General features: G+C 64.1%; 18 protein-coding genes. 6 read left to right on the top strand and 12 right to left on the bottom strand.

Annotation, left to right across the window (positions count from 1 at the left end; genetic code table 11):
* The first annotated feature begins 89 nt into the window (after nucleotides 1–89).
* Nucleotides 90–1,073 (top strand): tripartite tricarboxylate transporter substrate binding protein, encoded by a 984-nt coding sequence (locus FFS21_RS30095; protein WP_137928319.1) that lies wholly within the window; start codon nucleotides 90–92, stop codon nucleotides 1,071–1,073.
* A gap of 11 nt (nucleotides 1,074–1,084) precedes the next feature.
* On the opposite strand, the gene soxR is transcribed toward FFS21_RS30095, so the two are convergent.
* Entirely contained in the window at nucleotides 1,085–1,681 is a 597-nt protein-coding gene (gene soxR / locus FFS21_RS30090) for a redox-sensitive transcriptional activator SoxR (RefSeq protein ID WP_502705211.1), read from the bottom strand.
* Between the two features lie 129 nt (nucleotides 1,682–1,810).
* Here soxR and FFS21_RS30085 point away from each other — a divergent pair, with 129 nt between their 5' ends.
* On the top strand, nucleotides 1,811–2,239 hold the full coding sequence (locus FFS21_RS30085) for a RidA family protein (protein WP_137928317.1): 429 nt from the start codon (nucleotides 1,811–1,813) through the stop codon (nucleotides 2,237–2,239).
* Between the two features lie 19 nt (nucleotides 2,240–2,258).
* On the opposite strand, the gene FFS21_RS30080 is transcribed toward FFS21_RS30085, so the two are convergent.
* Together FFS21_RS30080 and FFS21_RS30075 are read right to left on the bottom strand one after the other, a co-directional pair.
* Entirely contained in the window at nucleotides 2,259–2,540 is a 282-nt protein-coding gene (locus tag FFS21_RS30080; RefSeq protein ID WP_249359755.1) for a hypothetical protein, read from the bottom strand.
* A gap of 37 nt (nucleotides 2,541–2,577) precedes the next feature.
* The gene (locus tag FFS21_RS30075; protein WP_137928316.1) at nucleotides 2,578–2,886 is read right to left on the bottom strand and encodes a hypothetical protein; all 309 of its coding nucleotides are present in this window, start codon (nucleotides 2,884–2,886) and stop codon (nucleotides 2,578–2,580) included.
* A 273-nt stretch (nucleotides 2,887–3,159) separates the two neighbouring features.
* On the opposite strand from FFS21_RS30075, the gene FFS21_RS30070 reads away from it, so the two are divergent.
* Entirely contained in the window at nucleotides 3,160–3,516 is a 357-nt protein-coding gene (locus tag FFS21_RS30070) for a hypothetical protein (protein ID WP_137928315.1), read from the top strand.
* A 220-nt stretch (nucleotides 3,517–3,736) separates the two neighbouring features.
* Nucleotides 3,737–4,243 carry a hypothetical protein gene (locus tag FFS21_RS30065; RefSeq protein WP_137928314.1) on the top strand — a complete coding sequence of 169 codons (507 nt, stop codon included), beginning with the start codon at nucleotides 3,737–3,739 and terminating at the stop codon, nucleotides 4,241–4,243.
* Between the two features lie 4 nt (nucleotides 4,244–4,247).
* Here FFS21_RS30065 and FFS21_RS30060 read toward each other — a convergent pair whose 3' ends face one another.
* Nucleotides 4,248–4,760: a malto-oligosyltrehalose synthase gene (locus FFS21_RS30060; RefSeq protein ID WP_137928323.1), complete on the bottom strand. Its 513-nt coding sequence runs from the start codon at nucleotides 4,758–4,760 to the stop codon at nucleotides 4,248–4,250.
* A gap of 248 nt (nucleotides 4,761–5,008) precedes the next feature.
* Between FFS21_RS30060 and FFS21_RS30055 the strand changes: the two genes are divergently transcribed.
* Entirely contained in the window at nucleotides 5,009–5,314 is a 306-nt protein-coding gene (locus FFS21_RS30055) for a hypothetical protein (RefSeq protein WP_137928313.1), read from the top strand.
* Between the two features lie 72 nt (nucleotides 5,315–5,386).
* Here FFS21_RS30055 and FFS21_RS30050 read toward each other — a convergent pair whose 3' ends face one another.
* From FFS21_RS30050 to FFS21_RS30025, 6 genes are all read right to left on the bottom strand, one after another.
* Nucleotides 5,387–6,178: a BON domain-containing protein gene (locus tag FFS21_RS30050; protein WP_171020526.1), complete on the bottom strand. Its 792-nt coding sequence runs from the start codon at nucleotides 6,176–6,178 to the stop codon at nucleotides 5,387–5,389.
* Nucleotides 6,179–6,349: 171 nt separating this feature from the next.
* A complete protein-coding gene (locus FFS21_RS30045; RefSeq protein ID WP_137928322.1) occupies nucleotides 6,350–7,723 on the bottom strand; it encodes an MFS transporter in 1,374 nt (457 codons plus the stop codon).
* 343 nt (nucleotides 7,724–8,066) lie between these two features.
* The gene (locus FFS21_RS30040; protein ID WP_137928311.1) at nucleotides 8,067–8,495 is read right to left on the bottom strand and encodes a short-chain fatty acid transporter; all 429 of its coding nucleotides are present in this window, start codon (nucleotides 8,493–8,495) and stop codon (nucleotides 8,067–8,069) included.
* 110 nt (nucleotides 8,496–8,605) lie between these two features.
* Nucleotides 8,606–9,133, bottom strand: a complete 528-nt coding sequence (locus FFS21_RS30035) for a winged helix-turn-helix transcriptional regulator (RefSeq protein WP_137928310.1) — start codon at nucleotides 9,131–9,133, stop codon at nucleotides 8,606–8,608.
* Nucleotides 9,134–9,177: 44 nt separating this feature from the next.
* The gene (locus FFS21_RS30030; protein WP_137928321.1) at nucleotides 9,178–10,722 is read right to left on the bottom strand and encodes a DHA2 family efflux MFS transporter permease subunit; all 1,545 of its coding nucleotides are present in this window, start codon (nucleotides 10,720–10,722) and stop codon (nucleotides 9,178–9,180) included.
* 65 nt (nucleotides 10,723–10,787) lie between these two features.
* Nucleotides 10,788–11,912, bottom strand: coding sequence for an HlyD family secretion protein (locus FFS21_RS30025; protein ID WP_137928309.1), 1,125 nt, complete (start codon nucleotides 11,910–11,912; stop codon nucleotides 10,788–10,790).
* Between the two features lie 164 nt (nucleotides 11,913–12,076).
* On the opposite strand from FFS21_RS30025, the gene FFS21_RS30020 reads away from it, so the two are divergent.
* Nucleotides 12,077–13,549 (top strand): efflux transporter outer membrane subunit, encoded by a 1,473-nt coding sequence (locus FFS21_RS30020; protein ID WP_502705210.1) that lies wholly within the window; start codon nucleotides 12,077–12,079, stop codon nucleotides 13,547–13,549.
* A gap of 103 nt (nucleotides 13,550–13,652) precedes the next feature.
* On the opposite strand, the gene FFS21_RS30015 is transcribed toward FFS21_RS30020, so the two are convergent.
* Both FFS21_RS30015 and FFS21_RS32330 read right to left on the bottom strand, forming a co-directional pair.
* On the bottom strand, nucleotides 13,653–14,810 hold the full coding sequence (locus FFS21_RS30015) for a porin (protein ID WP_137928308.1): 1,158 nt from the start codon (nucleotides 14,808–14,810) through the stop codon (nucleotides 13,653–13,655).
* Between the two features lie 158 nt (nucleotides 14,811–14,968).
* A partial coding sequence (locus FFS21_RS32330) for a hypothetical protein (RefSeq protein ID WP_212745280.1) occupies nucleotides 14,969–15,190 on the bottom strand: 222 nt, incomplete at its 5' end.

Below are 15,190 nucleotides of genomic sequence, written 5' to 3'. Positions count from 1 at the left end.
TACCCGCCCTACCGTGCCCTTGTCATACTCTGCAGACAACCTCGCAGACCGGTCCCTCAGATCCGGCACACATGACAAGGAGACAACTCATGCAACGACGAAAGATTCTTCGGATGGCGTTGGGCGCATCCGCTGTGGCGCTTGTGCCTTCGGTGTTCACGCCCGCGCACGCGGCGGATGAATTTCCGACGCGGCCGATTCGGTTGATCGTGCCTTATGGCGCCGGTGGGGTGACTGACCAGGTTGCGCGCGCGTTGGCGGATGCGGCGGGACGGGAATTGGGGCAGAGCATCGTGGTGGAGAACAAGCCGGGCGTGAGTGGCACGCTGGGGGCGACGCAGATGGTGACCACCGAGCCGGACGGTTACACGCTGAGCATGGCGCCGGTGGTGATATTCCGGTTGCCGCATGTGCAGAAGATGCGCTATGACCCGTTGAAGGATCTGACGTACGTGTCGATGATCGCGGATTACAACTTCGCGGTGGCGGTGAAGAAGGATGCCAAGTGGCAGACCATGCAGGAGTTGATTGCCGATGCCAAGGCTGACAAGAAGGGTATCAGCTACGGCACCACAGGTATCTACGGCAGCCAGCACCTGACGATTTCCGAATTGGCGCGTGTATCGCAATCGAACTGGACGCACGTGCCGTACAAGGGCGATGCGGAGGCGATTACCGCCTTGCTGAGTGGTTCGTCGGACGTGGCCGTGTTGTCGAATACGCTGCTGCCGTATGTGCAGAACGGACAGATGCGAGTATTGGCGACGCTTTCGGAAAAACGCGCTGCCGATTTCCCGAACGCGCCCACGTTGAAGGAGATTGGTTATCCGGTGTGGTCGAACTCGCCGTTCGGCATCGTGGGGCCGGCCAATATGAAACCGGCTGTGGTGAAGCGACTGGACGATGCCTTCCGCAACGCGCTCAAGGACCCGAAATTCCTGAATGTCACGCGTCAGTTCGGCATGGATACGAACTACATGACACCCGAGCAATACTCGGCCTATGCGAAGAAGGCGTTCAAGAGCGAGGGCGATATCATCGCGCGGCTGGCCGAGGCGATGAAGAACCAGTGATGCGCTGAGATTCAACGCTTCGGAATCTTCACGGACTTCACTGCCTTTACTGCCTTCACTGCCTTCACTGCCTTCACTGCCATCCCTGGGCAGGCGTCCTCGCCCACCACATGGGCGCCGGGCCCCTGCCCTGCCATCACATCCTGCGGATTCCGCAGCGGACACGCTTTCAGCGACAAACATCCACATCCGATACAGCCGTCGAGCTGGTCGCGCAACATCGTCAATGTACGGATGCGGACGTCGAGGTCTTCCCGCCACGTCGCGGATAACTTTCGCCAGTCGGCCACGGTCGGCGCCTTGCCTGCGGGCAGGCGTGCGAAGGCATCGGCGATGACTGCCAGTGGCACACCCATGCGCTGTGCAATCCGTAGCACCGCCAGCCTTCGCAGAATGCCGCGCGGATAGCGGCGCTGGTTTCCGGCGCTGCGCGTGCTCGAAATCAATCCCTTCGATTCATAGAAATGCAACGCGGATGCAGCCACGCCGCTGCGTTCCACCACCTCGCCAATGGTCAGGGGATCGCGAGCGCGCATCGGGCGCGCGGGGGGCGAGGATGCCGCAATTGAAGCAATCGAGGTTGTTCCGGTCTTCGGAGGGCGGCTCATGACAGGAGGATGAAGCGCAAGGAAAGCCCTTGCAGCACGCATGGTATCGCAACGACGCTTGACCTCAAGTGCGCTTGAGGTTTGACACTGGCGTCCTTTGCTCAGTCCACCGTTCACCAGGAACCTGCCATGTTGCTCGAATCGCCGCGCGCCCCTTATCTCCAGTTCATGAACCCGCCCGATCTCTATGACCCGCGGCTCAACGGGTATTCCCACGTCGCCGTAGCGACCCGTCCCGCAAAGATTATCTTCGCGGCGGGCCAGGGTGGTGAGGACATGTGCGGCGGATTGCTGGCGGATTTCTCGGCGCAGGTGAACCGGGCACTGTCAAATCTGCGCGTGGCACTGCAAGCTGGCGGCGCCGACATTCCCGACGTGGCCAAGATCACCGTCCTGATCGTCGATCATTCGATGGAGCGGCTTGCCATCTTCAGTCGCGCCTGGCAGGCCTTGCTCGGCGACTGGCCGGCGCCAGCGTGCACGCTGATACCGGTGCCACGGCTGGCTCTCGACGGAATGTTGTTCGAGATCGAGGCCGTGGCGGTATTGCCCGAGTGAAAGGTGAAAGGGTGCTTGCTCAGGGTCGCTTTGCTGGCGCGGTCTTGGGTGCCGAAGCGGGATAGTCGTACGTCTGCGCCGAAGACGCGCCCTGGTTGATCGCCGGCTTGCCACTGCTTTGCTGGCGGCTGCCGTCCTTGTAGACGCCCGTTGCCGGCGCACCGGGCGCGACATCCGATGCCGCCGTGCCCGGTGCGCGGTTGTCGACCCGAGGCGTGGGGGACGGTGTCTGGGCCCAAGCGGAGGCGCCAAACATCACGGAAACACCGATGACGAGGGTTCGAACGAAGGGATATCGCATAGGTTTCTCCTGGGTCATTGGCCGATCAGCGCTGAACTTAAGAACGATTGTCGACCGGCGGTGCGTTCGGATCGCGGCTGCCCGGATCATGCAGGTCCTGGCTGGTCAGCCCGGACCCACCCTCGCCGCGCTCGATATCGCCCCGCCTTTCATCGGGCTTCGATCGGTCGTGGTCAATGCCCGTCGACTCCCGACGCTCCGCATTGCCCGTGCTCTCATTCCTTGCCAGCGGCGACTCGGACGGAGTTTGTGCCTTGTGCTCCGGCGAATTGGCGTCCGGCGTATCGCTGGCGCGGCGCCGATCCCGATTGCGACGGCGGCGGGTTCCGGCATAGGCGAATGGCATGGCATCTCCTTGTCTTTTTGTCTGCCCATCCGGCTGCAAGATCCATACCGCTGCCCCCCGGTGCTCTCCAACGCATATTCGGCATCCCTCATCATCGGGTGTGTGAACCACGGGATACCGATTTACACGGCGATATAAAAGCTGCAATGCCGATGGCCTCGGCGCGGCCCGGTGTAGTCAAGGTCTGACAGGAGTTTCAGGCATCGCCCCCGTGAGCCGCAAAGCCGCGCTGCATATCGTGAAGACACCGACCCACCGTCCAGGAGACACACGATGAAACGCACCCTTGCCACGACCGCTACCGCGATTGCCCTCGGGGCCGCGCTGGCTTTCCCTGTGATGGCCCAGCAAACGCCGACCTCTCCGCAATCGGCAACGACGGGCACCCCTCCTACCCCGGAAGGCCCAAAGAATCCTAAGGCTGACGCGATGTCGGGTTCTTCGTCGATGTCGGGCAGCTCTTCGATGTCGAACGACGCCCGTAGCACCGGCACGGGCAACAAGGACAAGGCCACCAACGCTCGCCACAAGAAGCCTCGCGAGCAGGGGGCTGCGGCCACCGTGTCTCCCACCGCGCCTTCGGGTCCGAAGGGTGACTCGCCGGATCCGGCTCCGGGCACCACGAAATAACCGCTCGACGTCACTGCTCTGGACCCCCGCGTCCGTAAATTGCGGTGTAGCGCGCCCCGCACGGCCAACTCGGCTTGTGCGGGGCGCGCTTTTGCACGCTTTTTGCATGGTCGCCAGATGAGGTGCGCGTCGCACCGTGCAATAACCACGCAATCAGTGTCAATGCGCGCTGTCGGCTGGCTGTGTCACCTACAGTTAGGGTACGAACTGGAGAAGGGAAATGAACGATGCACTAAAGCGCGATGCCCTGAACTCGACCCTGGCCAGGCTCAGCCTGCATGCCACGCAATGTGCCGAAGCGCTCGCCGCCGTGGCCGTCGTGGCATCTGACCCGCAGATCCGGGCGGTACTCGTCCATCGCGCCAATATGCAACGCTGTGCGGCAGCCGAATTGGCTACGCGCGCCGGCACGGTCAATCGTGCAGCGTCGGAATCTTCAGATTCATCCACGCCAATGCGGCGTCGGGATACCCTCGCGCCGCCTCCGTCCGAATCGGGTGAGCTACCCCTGCTGAGATATGCGGCCCAGCATGCCAGCCGCGCAGCGGCGGCTTATGGGGAAGTGCTGCGCGAACCGCTACCTGATCCAGAGCTGCGTCTGCTGCTGGCGCATTACTACCGGGGCGCCACGGAGTTGCAGCGGATGCTGGAACAGCGTGCGATGGAGTTCGCACCCGCCCGTGCACCCGGCGTGCCAACGCGTCGGTCCGCGGGGCCGCTGCACTGACGCCCTAAGCCTGCCGCTGCGCGGTCAACTCCTGCTGCGGCCGATAGGGCCGGATGACGAGTGCCACGTAGTCCTCGTCTTCCGGCGACACCACCACATAGACCAGGCCCGACATTACCAGGGCCACATTGCGAATATGGGAGGCAATACGTGCGGCAATGAAGTACTGCAGCAGGTTGGGGTCCACCGCGGCGTCGATCGCTTTGGCGGCGGTGCAGATGGTCAGCATGCATTGCTCGGCGGTGCGGCAGACCACCACTACCTCGTCGAGCGAGTGACCTGTGGGGGCCGCACGCACCAGTACGGACACTCCGGCACTCGGATGAGCGCGATGCCAGCCACTCTTGGCGCCGAACGCGGGAAGCGTCAGCGATGCACCGTCGGCCTGCGCCACCGTGTTGAACTGGGACGCGAACTCGCCAGGGCTGATACCGAGCAGTTTCTTCTCGATGGGCGTGGAAGATACGGCCACCGAGGACGCCAGGCTCAGGGTGACCAGAATGCCGGTGATGTTCATCGCTACCTCCCTCGCACGATGCAGCCATGTCACAGCAATAGCTGTTCCAGCCACCGTCCCCACCTCTCCGGGTGTCACGGCAGCGCCTGGCGATTAGCGGCGGTCCCCTCTCCACTATAGGCGGGCCACTGGCGGCCAGTGGTGCGAGGTGATCGGCAGGCCAGTGCACGGCATGGAGTGGCATGCAACTTGCCGCTCTTCGACCAGTTTTTCTTGGCAACATGAACCTTATCGAACAGGAGTCCGGCATGAGCAAGACGACACGAACGAACCAGCCTGAAGCAACGGTGGACGACACGGGCGAGAGCGATCCGTCGAGCATTCCCAGCACCCTGGACCCGAATCTCGATACGGATGCCCTCGATCCGGAGGAAGACCTCGGCACGGAGCTGGAGCGAGAGTTTCCGGGCGGCGCCGAGGACGCACTTCCCGAGGAGGAAATTTCCGAGGAGGTGCAGCGTGCTGCGGAAGAACTGCCCTCCGATACCCCCGTGGATCGCGCCGACCAGACGGACAAACGCATGGAGACGCCACCGAGCGGCAGCGATCTGTAGGTGCCTGCAGGCGTTAATGCCCAAGAAAAAACCCCGGTTTAAAGCCGGGGTTTTTCATTTGAGGCATCGTCGTCATTCCGATGCCAGCACACCATAAGGTCTCACGTGGATCTGGTTGACCACGTCGGACACACCGTAGGTATCGTCGGCAATATCTTCCACTGCATACTTGGTACGGCGGTTGTCCACGTGGCCAGTCAACGTCACCACGCTGCCACTGACATTGACGCTCACCTCGCTGACATCGATACCGGGCGCATGCGCCAGGCGCTCGCAGACTTCCTCGCGGACGCGCTCATCGGAGCGCGCGTAGTTCTTCGGGCCCGTGGGTCGAGGGTAGCCAGCCGTGCCACGCGCCGTGGCGTTGCTGCCATAAACCGAGGGCCGCTGACGGAAGTTGCGGCCTGCCTCCACGCCGTAGTCTTCGTACCCTGTGCGTTGTCCCATGCGGCTATCGCGCCAGCGCTCATCGCGAACGGGCGCGACCTCGCGCGGGGAACCCGTGGATCGTGAGGCGGCCTGATAGCCGTCTTCGTATCCGTTGCTGTATGCGCTGACGTAGCCGCGGCTATGCGGCGAGCTTTCGTCATAGCGTTCGTCGTCAACGGGTCGGCCCGGATAGTAGACCGCGCCACGCCGCGGGGAAGCATTCCGGGCATTGCCGTAGGAATGCCGTTCGGTGTCGTAAGGTGACCGGGTAGCGCCGTTGCCATAACGGTCGGCGTGGTCGGCGTAAGGGTCGGCGTATGGGTCGCGACGACGCCAGTCTCGATCGTCGCCGGGCATATCGCCATAGCCCTCTTCGAAGCCGCCATAGCGTTGGGCGGGGCGGCGGCGACGGCCGTAGTCGTCTGATCGGTTCATTGTGTTGCCTCCATCAAGATGGGGCGCGAAGGCCCCGATAGATGGACTAGCGGCAAGTTTCGTACCGATCGGTGCGCCGTGCAAACATGGCGGTGGCGCTACCAATCCCATGCAGATTCTACAAACCGTGCGCGCACGTCTTGCCGTGCGACGCGGGCGTCTCTCGCGTGATCAGGAGGACTTCCTGGCGCCCTGCATGGCCGCGCTGTCCTCACTTTGTGCCGTGACCAGTCGCAGACCGCTGGCCACTGCCGCGGCGGCGGCAAATCCGGCACCGAGGGCCAGGGCCAGCGTGGGGCCGTGATCCCCAGCGATGCCGAACGAGAGTGCCACCAGCGCTGCACCGGTGGCCTGCCCCAGCAGCCGCGCCGTGGCGACCACACCGCTTGCGCCACCCGCACGTTCGCGCGGAGCGCTGGCCATCAACGCCTTGAGGTTCGGAGACTGGAAGAATCCGAACCCCGCGCCGCAGATTGCCATGCGGATGCCGATATTCAGTGCGCTGGCGTCGGCCGGCATCATCGCCAGCGACGCCATGCCCAGCGCCATCACCGCCAGCCCGATGCCACCGAGCAGGCCCGGCGGATAGCGGTCAGACAGCCGGCCGGCCAGCGGCGCCATCAGCGCCACCACTGCCGACCATGGCGTCAGCAGGAAACCCGTTTCGATTGGATTGCGGCCGAGCACGTGCTCGAAGTAGAACGGCAGCGACACGAACGCCAACCCCTGCGCGGCGAACGAACATACGGCCGTGGCGGTGGACAGCGCGAACATCGGCCGCTTCAACAGATCGACAGGCAGCATCGGCGCCGGATGCCCACGCTCGCGGCGCAGCAACAGCACAAAGGCGATGGCAAAGACAGCGACGGCACCGATGACGTACTCGGCAGGCTCGCGTTGAACGCCCTCGCCCAGCGCGAAAATCAGCGCGGCGAAGGTAATGGCATTGAGAACCGCCGCCACGGGATCGAATCCGTGCTGGCTCTTCTTGGTCTGCGGCAGCGAGCGCCACGCGATGGCCAGCGCCAGCAGGCCGATCGGCAGGTTCACCGCGAACAGCCAGGGCCAGGGGCCGAAAGACAGGATCACCGATGCGACGGTGGGCCCCACCGCGAACGAGACACCGACGATCAGCGCATTGAGACCCACGCCGCGCCCAAGCCGATGGATCGGAAAGATCGCACTGATCAGCGCCGTGTTCACGCTCATGATGGCGGCAGCGCCAATGCCCTGCAGCAGCCGCGCCGCCGCAAGGGACGGCAGCGACCATGCCATCGCACAAATGACGGACGAGATGATGAAGACCACCACTCCGCCCAGGTAGATGCGCCGGTGGCCTACGATGCCACCCAGTGCGGCAAACGGCAGCAGCGTGGCCACCATGGCGAGCTGGTAGGCATTGATGATCCAGACCGAGGCCGCCGGTGTGCTGTTCAGGTCAGCGGCGATGTTGGGCAGCGCTGTGTTGGCGATGGCCGTGTCAAGCGTCGCCAGCGAGACCGCGATCATGATGGCCGCCATCGCGCGCTTTTCCAGCGAGGTCATCGGCGAATCCGGACCTTCGGGGCTGACAGTAGATGGGGTGGACGGCGGGGGACTGCTGGCCGGCGGGGTGGCGGAGGTCTGCACGATGGTCGATCCGGGGGCGGACATGCAATGAAAGCCGGCCCGCCACGGCATGTTGCCGGACGCGCACCAGATCGTTGCAACGTCAATTAATCTTCAGATCGAGACAATACGGCAAAACGCCGGGACGTGCTGGAGAGGACTTGATGCCGTCAGTGTCGCCAACGGCTCCGCAGTGGCCCAATCGGTCGGCTTCGGTAGGCCATCCATCGTCATCAGCGCCCAAACCGACGCCAACCTCAACACTCAGACCTGCACGGGCTTAGAAGGAACCGTATTTCATCTGCACGTCATCGACCCGATTTGTGCGGATGTTGTAGAGGCAGGTATATCGGAAAGCCATGGCCTGTTCGCTGGCATCGGGCTCGAAGACGCCCTCGCCCACCACGGATGTCTGGTTCGCCGTCTGCTGGGCGATGCGTTCGCGGTCCGGCATCATCATGACGCTGCCAGGCTGCGGATAGCGGGTCTTCACCGCATTGGCGACAACCTTCTCGCACGCATTGCCTGCTGCTTCCAGTTGCGCACGGCTGACGCCCTGCGGCGCAGTGATCGTGGTGCTGGGTGGCGGCGACGGCATGCGCTGGGGCTGCGGCGGCGGCATCGGCGTGGTGCAGCCAGCCAGCACGGCTACCACCAGCGGCAGCGAGACCGGACCAAAGGATGAAAAAGGAGAGGAAAAGCGTGGCATCGGGTCGTTTCCGGAGTCGGTGATAACCGTCGGAGGGACGGGGCGCGATGCATGGACTCTATGACAGAAATGCCTTTGGAGCAACCTGACCAGTCAATTGGCTGAGTCGATCAGGCAGAGGTGGCAGGCGTCTTCCCCGTGACAGACATATGCGAAGCCGCCGATGAAAGCCGCTCGCGCGTGCGTTCGTCCGCAGCCGGACCGGGGCGTACCACGTGCCGCTTGCCCATCTGCAGCGGCTCCCGGCTCTCGGCATCCACCAGCAACGGCTCAACGAGCTTGCCGGTCTCGCGATCCTCGATCTGCACGCTGCGTCCCTCGGGCGCGAAGTTTCGATTGCCCCAGGCCAGCAGTGCGAGCAGCACCGGCCGGAAATCCCGGCCGCACTCGGTCAGCACATATTCATAGCGCGGCGGGCGCTCCGAATACTGGCGCTTCTCCAGCAGCCCCTCCTCGACCAGACCGTTCAGGCGCCGCGTCAGCATGTTGGGCGCAATGTCGAGACTGCGCTGGAATTCATCGAAGCGTTTGGTGCCATAGAACGCATCGCGCAAAATCAGAATGCTCCACCACTCGCCCACGCGTTCAAGGCTGCGGGCGATGGGACATTGCAGGTTTCGGAAGGTCTTGCGTTGCATCGTCTGGACTCTCGTTCGAAATTCGGTACCGATGATACCGGTCTTCAGTGGGCATCCGCCGATGGCGCCTTGGGCGGTGCGATTTTCCGCATCAGGGGCACCAGCACCAGCGCTCCAAAAAAGCACGCCATGATGAGCAGGAAGGTGTCGCTGAACGTCTGCGTCTGGGCCTCGCGCAGTGTCAGCAGCGCCAACTGTTTCAACGCGGCGGCCTGTGCTTCCACGGCGCTGTAGCCAGCGGCCAGATACTGGCGCGCCAGGCTGTCTAGCGCACCCGACATGGCTTCGTTACCGGGTCGCAGATGTTCGGCCATGCGGAAGAAATGCAGGTTGGTGCGATCGTTGAGCACTGTGGCGCAGGCGGCTATGCCGATCGCCCCGCCCAGGTTGCGCATCAGGTTGAACAGCCCGGATGCGAGCTTGAGCCGCTCGGGCGCCAGGCTTCCCAGCGTCAGCGTGACCACGGGTGCTACCGCGAACTGCTGCGCCGCGCCCCGCAGCGCCTGCGGCAGCAGCAGTTCGCGCCAGCCCCAGTCATGCGTAATCGGTGTGAAGCAATACATCGACAATCCGAACAGCGCCAGGCCGAACATTAGCAGCCAGCGCAGATCCACGCGGTTGCCCAGATAGGTGTAGATCGGAATCGAGGCGATCTGGAACAAGCCCGTCGAAAACACTGCCAGTCCGATTTCCAGCGCGCTGAACCCGCGCACCCGGCCGAGAAACAGCGGCGTGAGGTAGACGGTGGCGAAGATGCCGATCCCCGTGACGAAGGAGAACAAGCAGCCGAGTGCAAAGTTGCGCTGCTTTAGCGCCCGCAGATCCACCACCGGCTGCGCGTGGGTCATGCTGCGCCAGATGAACGCTACCCCGGCCACGCCGGCAATCCACGCGGTGGTCAGGATCACCGGATCGGCCAGCCAGTCCCAGCGCGGCCCTTCCTCCAGCGTGTATTCGAGGCAGCCGAGGAACATCGCCATCAACGCCATGCCGAGATAGTCCGCACCGCGCAGCAGTTTCAGGTTGGGCTTGTCGATGCGCACCAGCATCGGCACGACGATCGTGACGAACAGCCCCGGCACGAGGTTGACGAAAAACAGCCAATGCCACGACATGTGATCGGTGATCCAGCCGCCGACCGTGGGGCCGAGCGTCGGCGCCAGTGAGGACAGTCCACCGACCGTGGCGGCTGCGATCACACGCTGAGGCCCGGCGAAAAACACGAACGCCGTGGTGAACACCAGCGGAATCATTGAACCGCCGAGGAAACCTTGCGCCGCGCGAAACACGATCATGCTCTGGATATTCCAGGCCAGTCCGCACAGCATGCTGGCCACGGTGAAGCCCGCTGCCGAGACCGCGAACAGCCAACGGGTGGACATCACACGCGACAGCCAGCCCGACAACGGGATCACCACGATTTCCGCGATGAGGTAGGCGGTCTGCACCCAGACCGTTTCATCGGCACCTGCCGATAGCCCGCCGCCGATATCGCGCAGCGAGGCCGACACGATCTGGATATCGAGCAGTGCGATGAACATGCCCACACACATCGACGCAAACGCAAAGATCTTGGCCTGTGTCGACATCCCGGCAGGCGACCATGCTGCCGCTGACGTCCCAACCGGCGCCACGGCAGCAGTCACGGCCCCACTCACGGGCGCACCTGCGCGACGGCCACCTGGTTCTCCGTGCGGCCATCGACTTCTGCCGTCACGGACAGCCCGGGCCGCAGCAGTCCGAGGCGTGCATCCTTCTCATCCAGCACGATACGCACCGGCACGCGCTGCACGATCTTCGTGAAGTTGCCAGTGGCGTTTTCCGGGGGCAATACGCTGAACTGTGCACCCGTTGCCGGCGCTACGCTGGCGACGCGCCCGTGAAAAACCCGCCCCGGCACGATATCCGCCACAACGGTGGCGCGCATGCCCGGCTCCAGATGCGCCAACTGGTTCTCCTTGAAATTGGCATCAACCCAGAGGCCGCTGGCCGGCACGATCGACATCAGCGCCGTGCCGCTGGCTGCGTACGCGCCCGGCCGGGCACGCCGGTTGCCGATGGTGCCATCCACGGGCGCCCGCAACTCGGTGTAACCCACATTGAGCTGGGCCAGATCCCGTTCGGCAATGGCCTGCGCCAGCGCAGCCTGCGCCTGTTGCTTCTGCGTGGCGATGACGTCGATCTGACGCTGCGCGGCGAGCAACGCGGCCTGAGCCTTTTGCCCGTTGGCGCGCGACTGCTTGTAGTCGGCATCTGCCTTCTGCGAACTCTGTACCGAGACGGCTTCCTTGGCGACGAGGCTGGCATAGCGCACCTGATCGTCGCGCGTGCGGGCAGTCTCGGCATCGGTGGCGGCCACGGATGCCTGCGCCTGACCGATGACCGCGTCCTGGAGCCGCTGCGTGGCATCAAGGTTGGCGATCTGCGCCTGCTGCGCGGCAATCGCGCCTTCCGCACGGGCCAGCACCGCGCGGTAGTCGCGGTCATCTATCCGTGCGAGCAGATCGCCGGCGCGCACGGCCTGGTTGTCGGTGACCAAGACTTCAGTGATGTAGCCCGACACCTTCGGACCAATCACGGTGACGTCGCCGCCTACGTACGCGTCATCAGTCTCCTCCAGAAAGCGGGCGGTGTTCCACCAGTGCGAGGCATACGTGAGCATGCCGCCAGCCACCACGGCTGACACGAGGATGATGACCAGTCGCTTCCGCCCGAGGGCGCTGCGCGTATCAGGAACAGTTTCCGAAGGGGAGCGCTCGGCGGCGGTACTGCTGGACATACGGAATTCCTTTGTTCAGGGCAAACGGGGGCGTTCGCAGATAGGGCCGACGCCGTCCGGTGATGGAGCCATCTCCTCTCCTCCACCGGATTTGCTTCGGACTTGCTTTCATTATGCAAGTGAGTATAGTGACGTAACTATTGTTATGCAAGTTACTGGATTCCATGTCGCCCCTCCCCCGCGCCGCCACCCCTTTCCACCCCATGAATGTCCGCCTGTCCGCCCGCGTCCTCGCATTGGCCGCGACGCTCGTACTGACCGCGTGCGCAGTCGGCCCCGACTACAAGACGCCAGACACGCCCACACAGGTGAACTTCCACAGCGCCGGCGCGCTCGCCGCGCGTCAGGCCACCACGCCCGTGCCGCCGCTGGACCAGTGGTGGTCAGGGTTTCAAGATCCGGTGCTGACGCGGATCGTGCAGCGGGCACTGGGTCAGAACCTCGACCTGGAGACATCCCGGGCGCGCGTGGCGCAGGCGCGTGCCATGGCGCGCCAGGCTGGCGCGGTGTTGTATCCAGAGGGCCGGCTGGGTGCCGATGTGAGCCGGCAACGTCAGTCGGTGGAGAGTCCGCTCGGCAAGCTCGGCAGTGCGTTGCCTGGATACGAACGCAATCGAACCGTCTATGACGTGGGCGCGGCGGCGAGCTGGGAGATCGATGTGGCCGGCGGACTGCGGCGCGGTGCCGAGGCAGCGACGGCCGATGCGGGCGCGGCGGAAGCCGAGCACGCTGGCGTGCAGGTGACCGTCGCTGCGGAGGCCGCCGACGCCTACTTCCGCATTCGTGGTGCGCAACGCCGCATCGTCATCGCCGAAGATCAGATCAAGACCGATAGCCGCCTGCTGGAACTGGTGCGTACGCGCCAGCGCGATGGCCTGTCGGCCACCCGCGAGGTCGCGCAAGCCGAAGCGCTCGTCGCGCAGGCGCGCACCACGCTGCCGCCGCTGCGAATCGAACTACAGACCCAGTTGAATCGACTCGATGTACTGATGGGTGCCACGCCGGGCACGTACGCCGCCGAACTTGCGGCGGTGTCCGGCAACCCTGCGGTGCCGGCGATTTCCTTGGCAGGCGGCCCCAGCGCACTGTTGCGCCGCCGCCCCGATGTCATCGCCGCCGAGCGTCGGCTGGCAGCGTCGAATGCACGCATCGGCGTGGCCCTGGCCGAGTACTACCCCAAGGTTTCGCTCTCGGCCTTGCTCGGCTTTGAAAGCCTGTCGACCAGCCAGTTACTGACAGCACGCGCCTTCCAGCCCTCTGCCGCGGCAGGTCTGCGCTGGCGCCTGTTCGATTTCGGCCGCGTCGATGCCGAGGTCGATCAGACGCACGGTGCCCATGCCCAGGCACTGGCGCAATATCGGCAGTCCATGCTGCGCGCCACCGAAGACGTGGAAAACGCCATCGTCACGCTGGCCGAACTGGAGGTGCAATCCGGCTCGCTGGCCACCGAGGTGGATGCCCATCGACGCGCACGCACCGCCTCGGAAGACGCCTACAAGGGCGGCGCGGTCAGCCTCTACGAAGTGCTCGACGAAGACCGCCAATTACTTGCCTCGCGCGATCAACAGGCCCGCGTGGCCACGGACAATGCACGCGCTGCGGTGGCGGCGTATCGGGCGCTGGGGGGTGGGTGGTGAGCGACTTGCCATAAAAAAACGCCGCAGCCTTTCAAGCTGCGGCGCCATCAATGCCTGCGCGCGGAAGTGGCACCGCGCCGGCCCCTCGCTTTCGTTTTCCTGATCAGAAGATGTGACGCATGCCGAGGGAGATGCCCAATTGCCCCTTTGCATCCGGCGTCTTGTAGTAGACCTGCGACGTCGGCGGCAGATAGCCGACGGACTGGCCGTTCGGCAGGTAGGCGATGTTGTCCCAGTTCAGCGACGCGTTGCGCGCGTAGTTCACGGCGAAGAACACGTCGGTACGCTTGGACAGGTTGTAGTCGGCCAGCGCCAGGAACTGCTGCGGATTCTTCGGGTTCGTGGTGGCGTTGCCGATGCGTGCGGACTTGATATCGTCGTAGTACCAGGCCAGCGAGAGACGCAGTGCTGCGGTGGCGTCCCAGTTCACACCCAGCCAGTACATGTCGTCGCGGTGCGGCATGAGCGTGGGCGTGCCCGTGGCAGGCGCCACCGAGTTGCCCCAGCGATAGCCCGCCACCATCTTGACCGGGCCGATACGGTAGCTGGCCGCAGCCAGCGCGCGCATGTCGCGGCCGTAGTCATTCGATCCCGACGCGCCTGTGGCCTGCGCCGTGTTGAGCGTCTTCACCTCGTCATAGGCAGCCGCCACGCCCAACGGTCCGCTGTTGTAGGCCAGGCCCACGCCGTAGGCGGAACCCGCCGCAAACGTACCCGAGCGCTCACCGAACGACCAGTGCGTCATGGCCGTGATCGGGCCGAACGTGCCCTGGTACTGGACCATGTTGTTCTCGCGGAAGTTCGGTCCGGCGATACCCACCACAGGTTCGAATTCGGGCGCGTAGGCCACCGGCGTAAAGCTGCCCATCGTCAGGAATGCCGAGGTGTACTGGCGGCCGAACGTGAGCTTGCCCCAGCGATTCTGCACACCCACGAACGCCTGGCGACCGAACAGCAGACCGCCATTACCCATCTTGCCGTCGTCGGTGTTGAACTGGTTTTCGAGCACGAACAGGCTCTTCAGTCCGCCGCCGAGGTCTTCCACGCCGCGCAGGCCAAAACGCGACTGTGCGATGCCCGACGAGTTCATGAACGTCGCCGACCCGCTACCGGGCGCCAGCACCCCGTTGCTCGTGTTCTGTACGTTGTTGACGTACTGGATGCTCGTGGTGACGACGCCATAGAGCGTCACGGACGATTGCGCCCACGCCGCAGGCGCAAGCAGCGCCCCGGTGATGGCGGCGAACAGCGTCTTCTTCATGTGTTGGTTTCCGTGTTCTGGTGTGATGGCCCACGGCGCCAGCTCTCTCCTCCACCAGCGCCTTCGGAGCCGGCCGTTGCCAGCCTCTCCGTCCCGTCATGCCAAATTAATCTCTCGTATTAATTGGCACGAAACGAAGGCTAACGGCATCCGGGGGTTCAGATAGTTAGGATTTTCCCGGAGACGGCACAAAAATGGCGGAAATGCGAGGCATTACCGATGTCTGACATCGGATTTTTCCGTATCCTTGCGAGGCTTTGATTTTTCGATAACGACAGGCCCCGCAGGCTCACGAGGCTCGGCCACAAGACGCCATGAAGCTCAAGCAAGCACGCGCCCATATCGTGGACGCGCAGCAGACCCCCGCCCCAGTCAAGCCC

This window comes from Cupriavidus sp. 2SB (assembly GCF_005503625.1).
GTDB lineage: Bacteria > Pseudomonadota > Gammaproteobacteria > Burkholderiales > Burkholderiaceae > Cupriavidus.
The sequence above is the reverse complement of the archived record's forward strand: the minus strand, read 5'-3'. Positions and strand labels throughout refer to the sequence as shown.

Coding starts and splice junctions, on each gene's coding strand:
- FFS21_RS30095 (WP_137928319.1), top strand. CDS start 90: ATGCAACGACGAAAGATTCTTCGGATGGCGTTGGGCGCATCCGCTGTG.
- soxR (WP_502705211.1), bottom strand. CDS start 1,681: ATGAGCCGCCCTCCGAAGACCGGAACAACCTCGATTGCTTCAATTGCG.
- FFS21_RS30085 (WP_137928317.1), top strand. CDS start 1,811: ATGTTGCTCGAATCGCCGCGCGCCCCTTATCTCCAGTTCATGAACCCG.
- FFS21_RS30080 (WP_249359755.1), bottom strand. CDS start 2,540: ATGCGATATCCCTTCGTTCGAACCCTCGTCATCGGTGTTTCCGTGATG.
- FFS21_RS30075 (WP_137928316.1), bottom strand. CDS start 2,886: ATGCCATTCGCCTATGCCGGAACCCGCCGCCGTCGCAATCGGGATCGG.
- FFS21_RS30070 (WP_137928315.1), top strand. CDS start 3,160: ATGAAACGCACCCTTGCCACGACCGCTACCGCGATTGCCCTCGGGGCC.
- FFS21_RS30065 (WP_137928314.1), top strand. CDS start 3,737: ATGAACGATGCACTAAAGCGCGATGCCCTGAACTCGACCCTGGCCAGG.
- FFS21_RS30060 (WP_137928323.1), bottom strand. CDS start 4,760: ATGAACATCACCGGCATTCTGGTCACCCTGAGCCTGGCGTCCTCGGTG.
- FFS21_RS30055 (WP_137928313.1), top strand. CDS start 5,009: ATGAGCAAGACGACACGAACGAACCAGCCTGAAGCAACGGTGGACGAC.
- FFS21_RS30050 (WP_171020526.1), bottom strand. CDS start 6,178: ATGAACCGATCAGACGACTACGGCCGTCGCCGCCGCCCCGCCCAACGC.
- FFS21_RS30045 (WP_137928322.1), bottom strand. CDS start 7,723: ATGACCTCGCTGGAAAAGCGCGCGATGGCGGCCATCATGATCGCGGTC.
- FFS21_RS30040 (WP_137928311.1), bottom strand. CDS start 8,495: ATGCCACGCTTTTCCTCTCCTTTTTCATCCTTTGGTCCGGTCTCGCTG.
- FFS21_RS30035 (WP_137928310.1), bottom strand. CDS start 9,133: ATGCAACGCAAGACCTTCCGAAACCTGCAATGTCCCATCGCCCGCAGC.
- FFS21_RS30030 (WP_137928321.1), bottom strand. CDS start 10,722: ATGTCGACACAGGCCAAGATCTTTGCGTTTGCGTCGATGTGTGTGGGC.
- FFS21_RS30025 (WP_137928309.1), bottom strand. CDS start 11,912: ATGTCCAGCAGTACCGCCGCCGAGCGCTCCCCTTCGGAAACTGTTCCT.
- FFS21_RS30020 (WP_502705210.1), top strand. CDS start 12,077: ATGTCGCCCCTCCCCCGCGCCGCCACCCCTTTCCACCCCATGAATGTC.
- FFS21_RS30015 (WP_137928308.1), bottom strand. CDS start 14,810: ATGAAGAAGACGCTGTTCGCCGCCATCACCGGGGCGCTGCTTGCGCCT.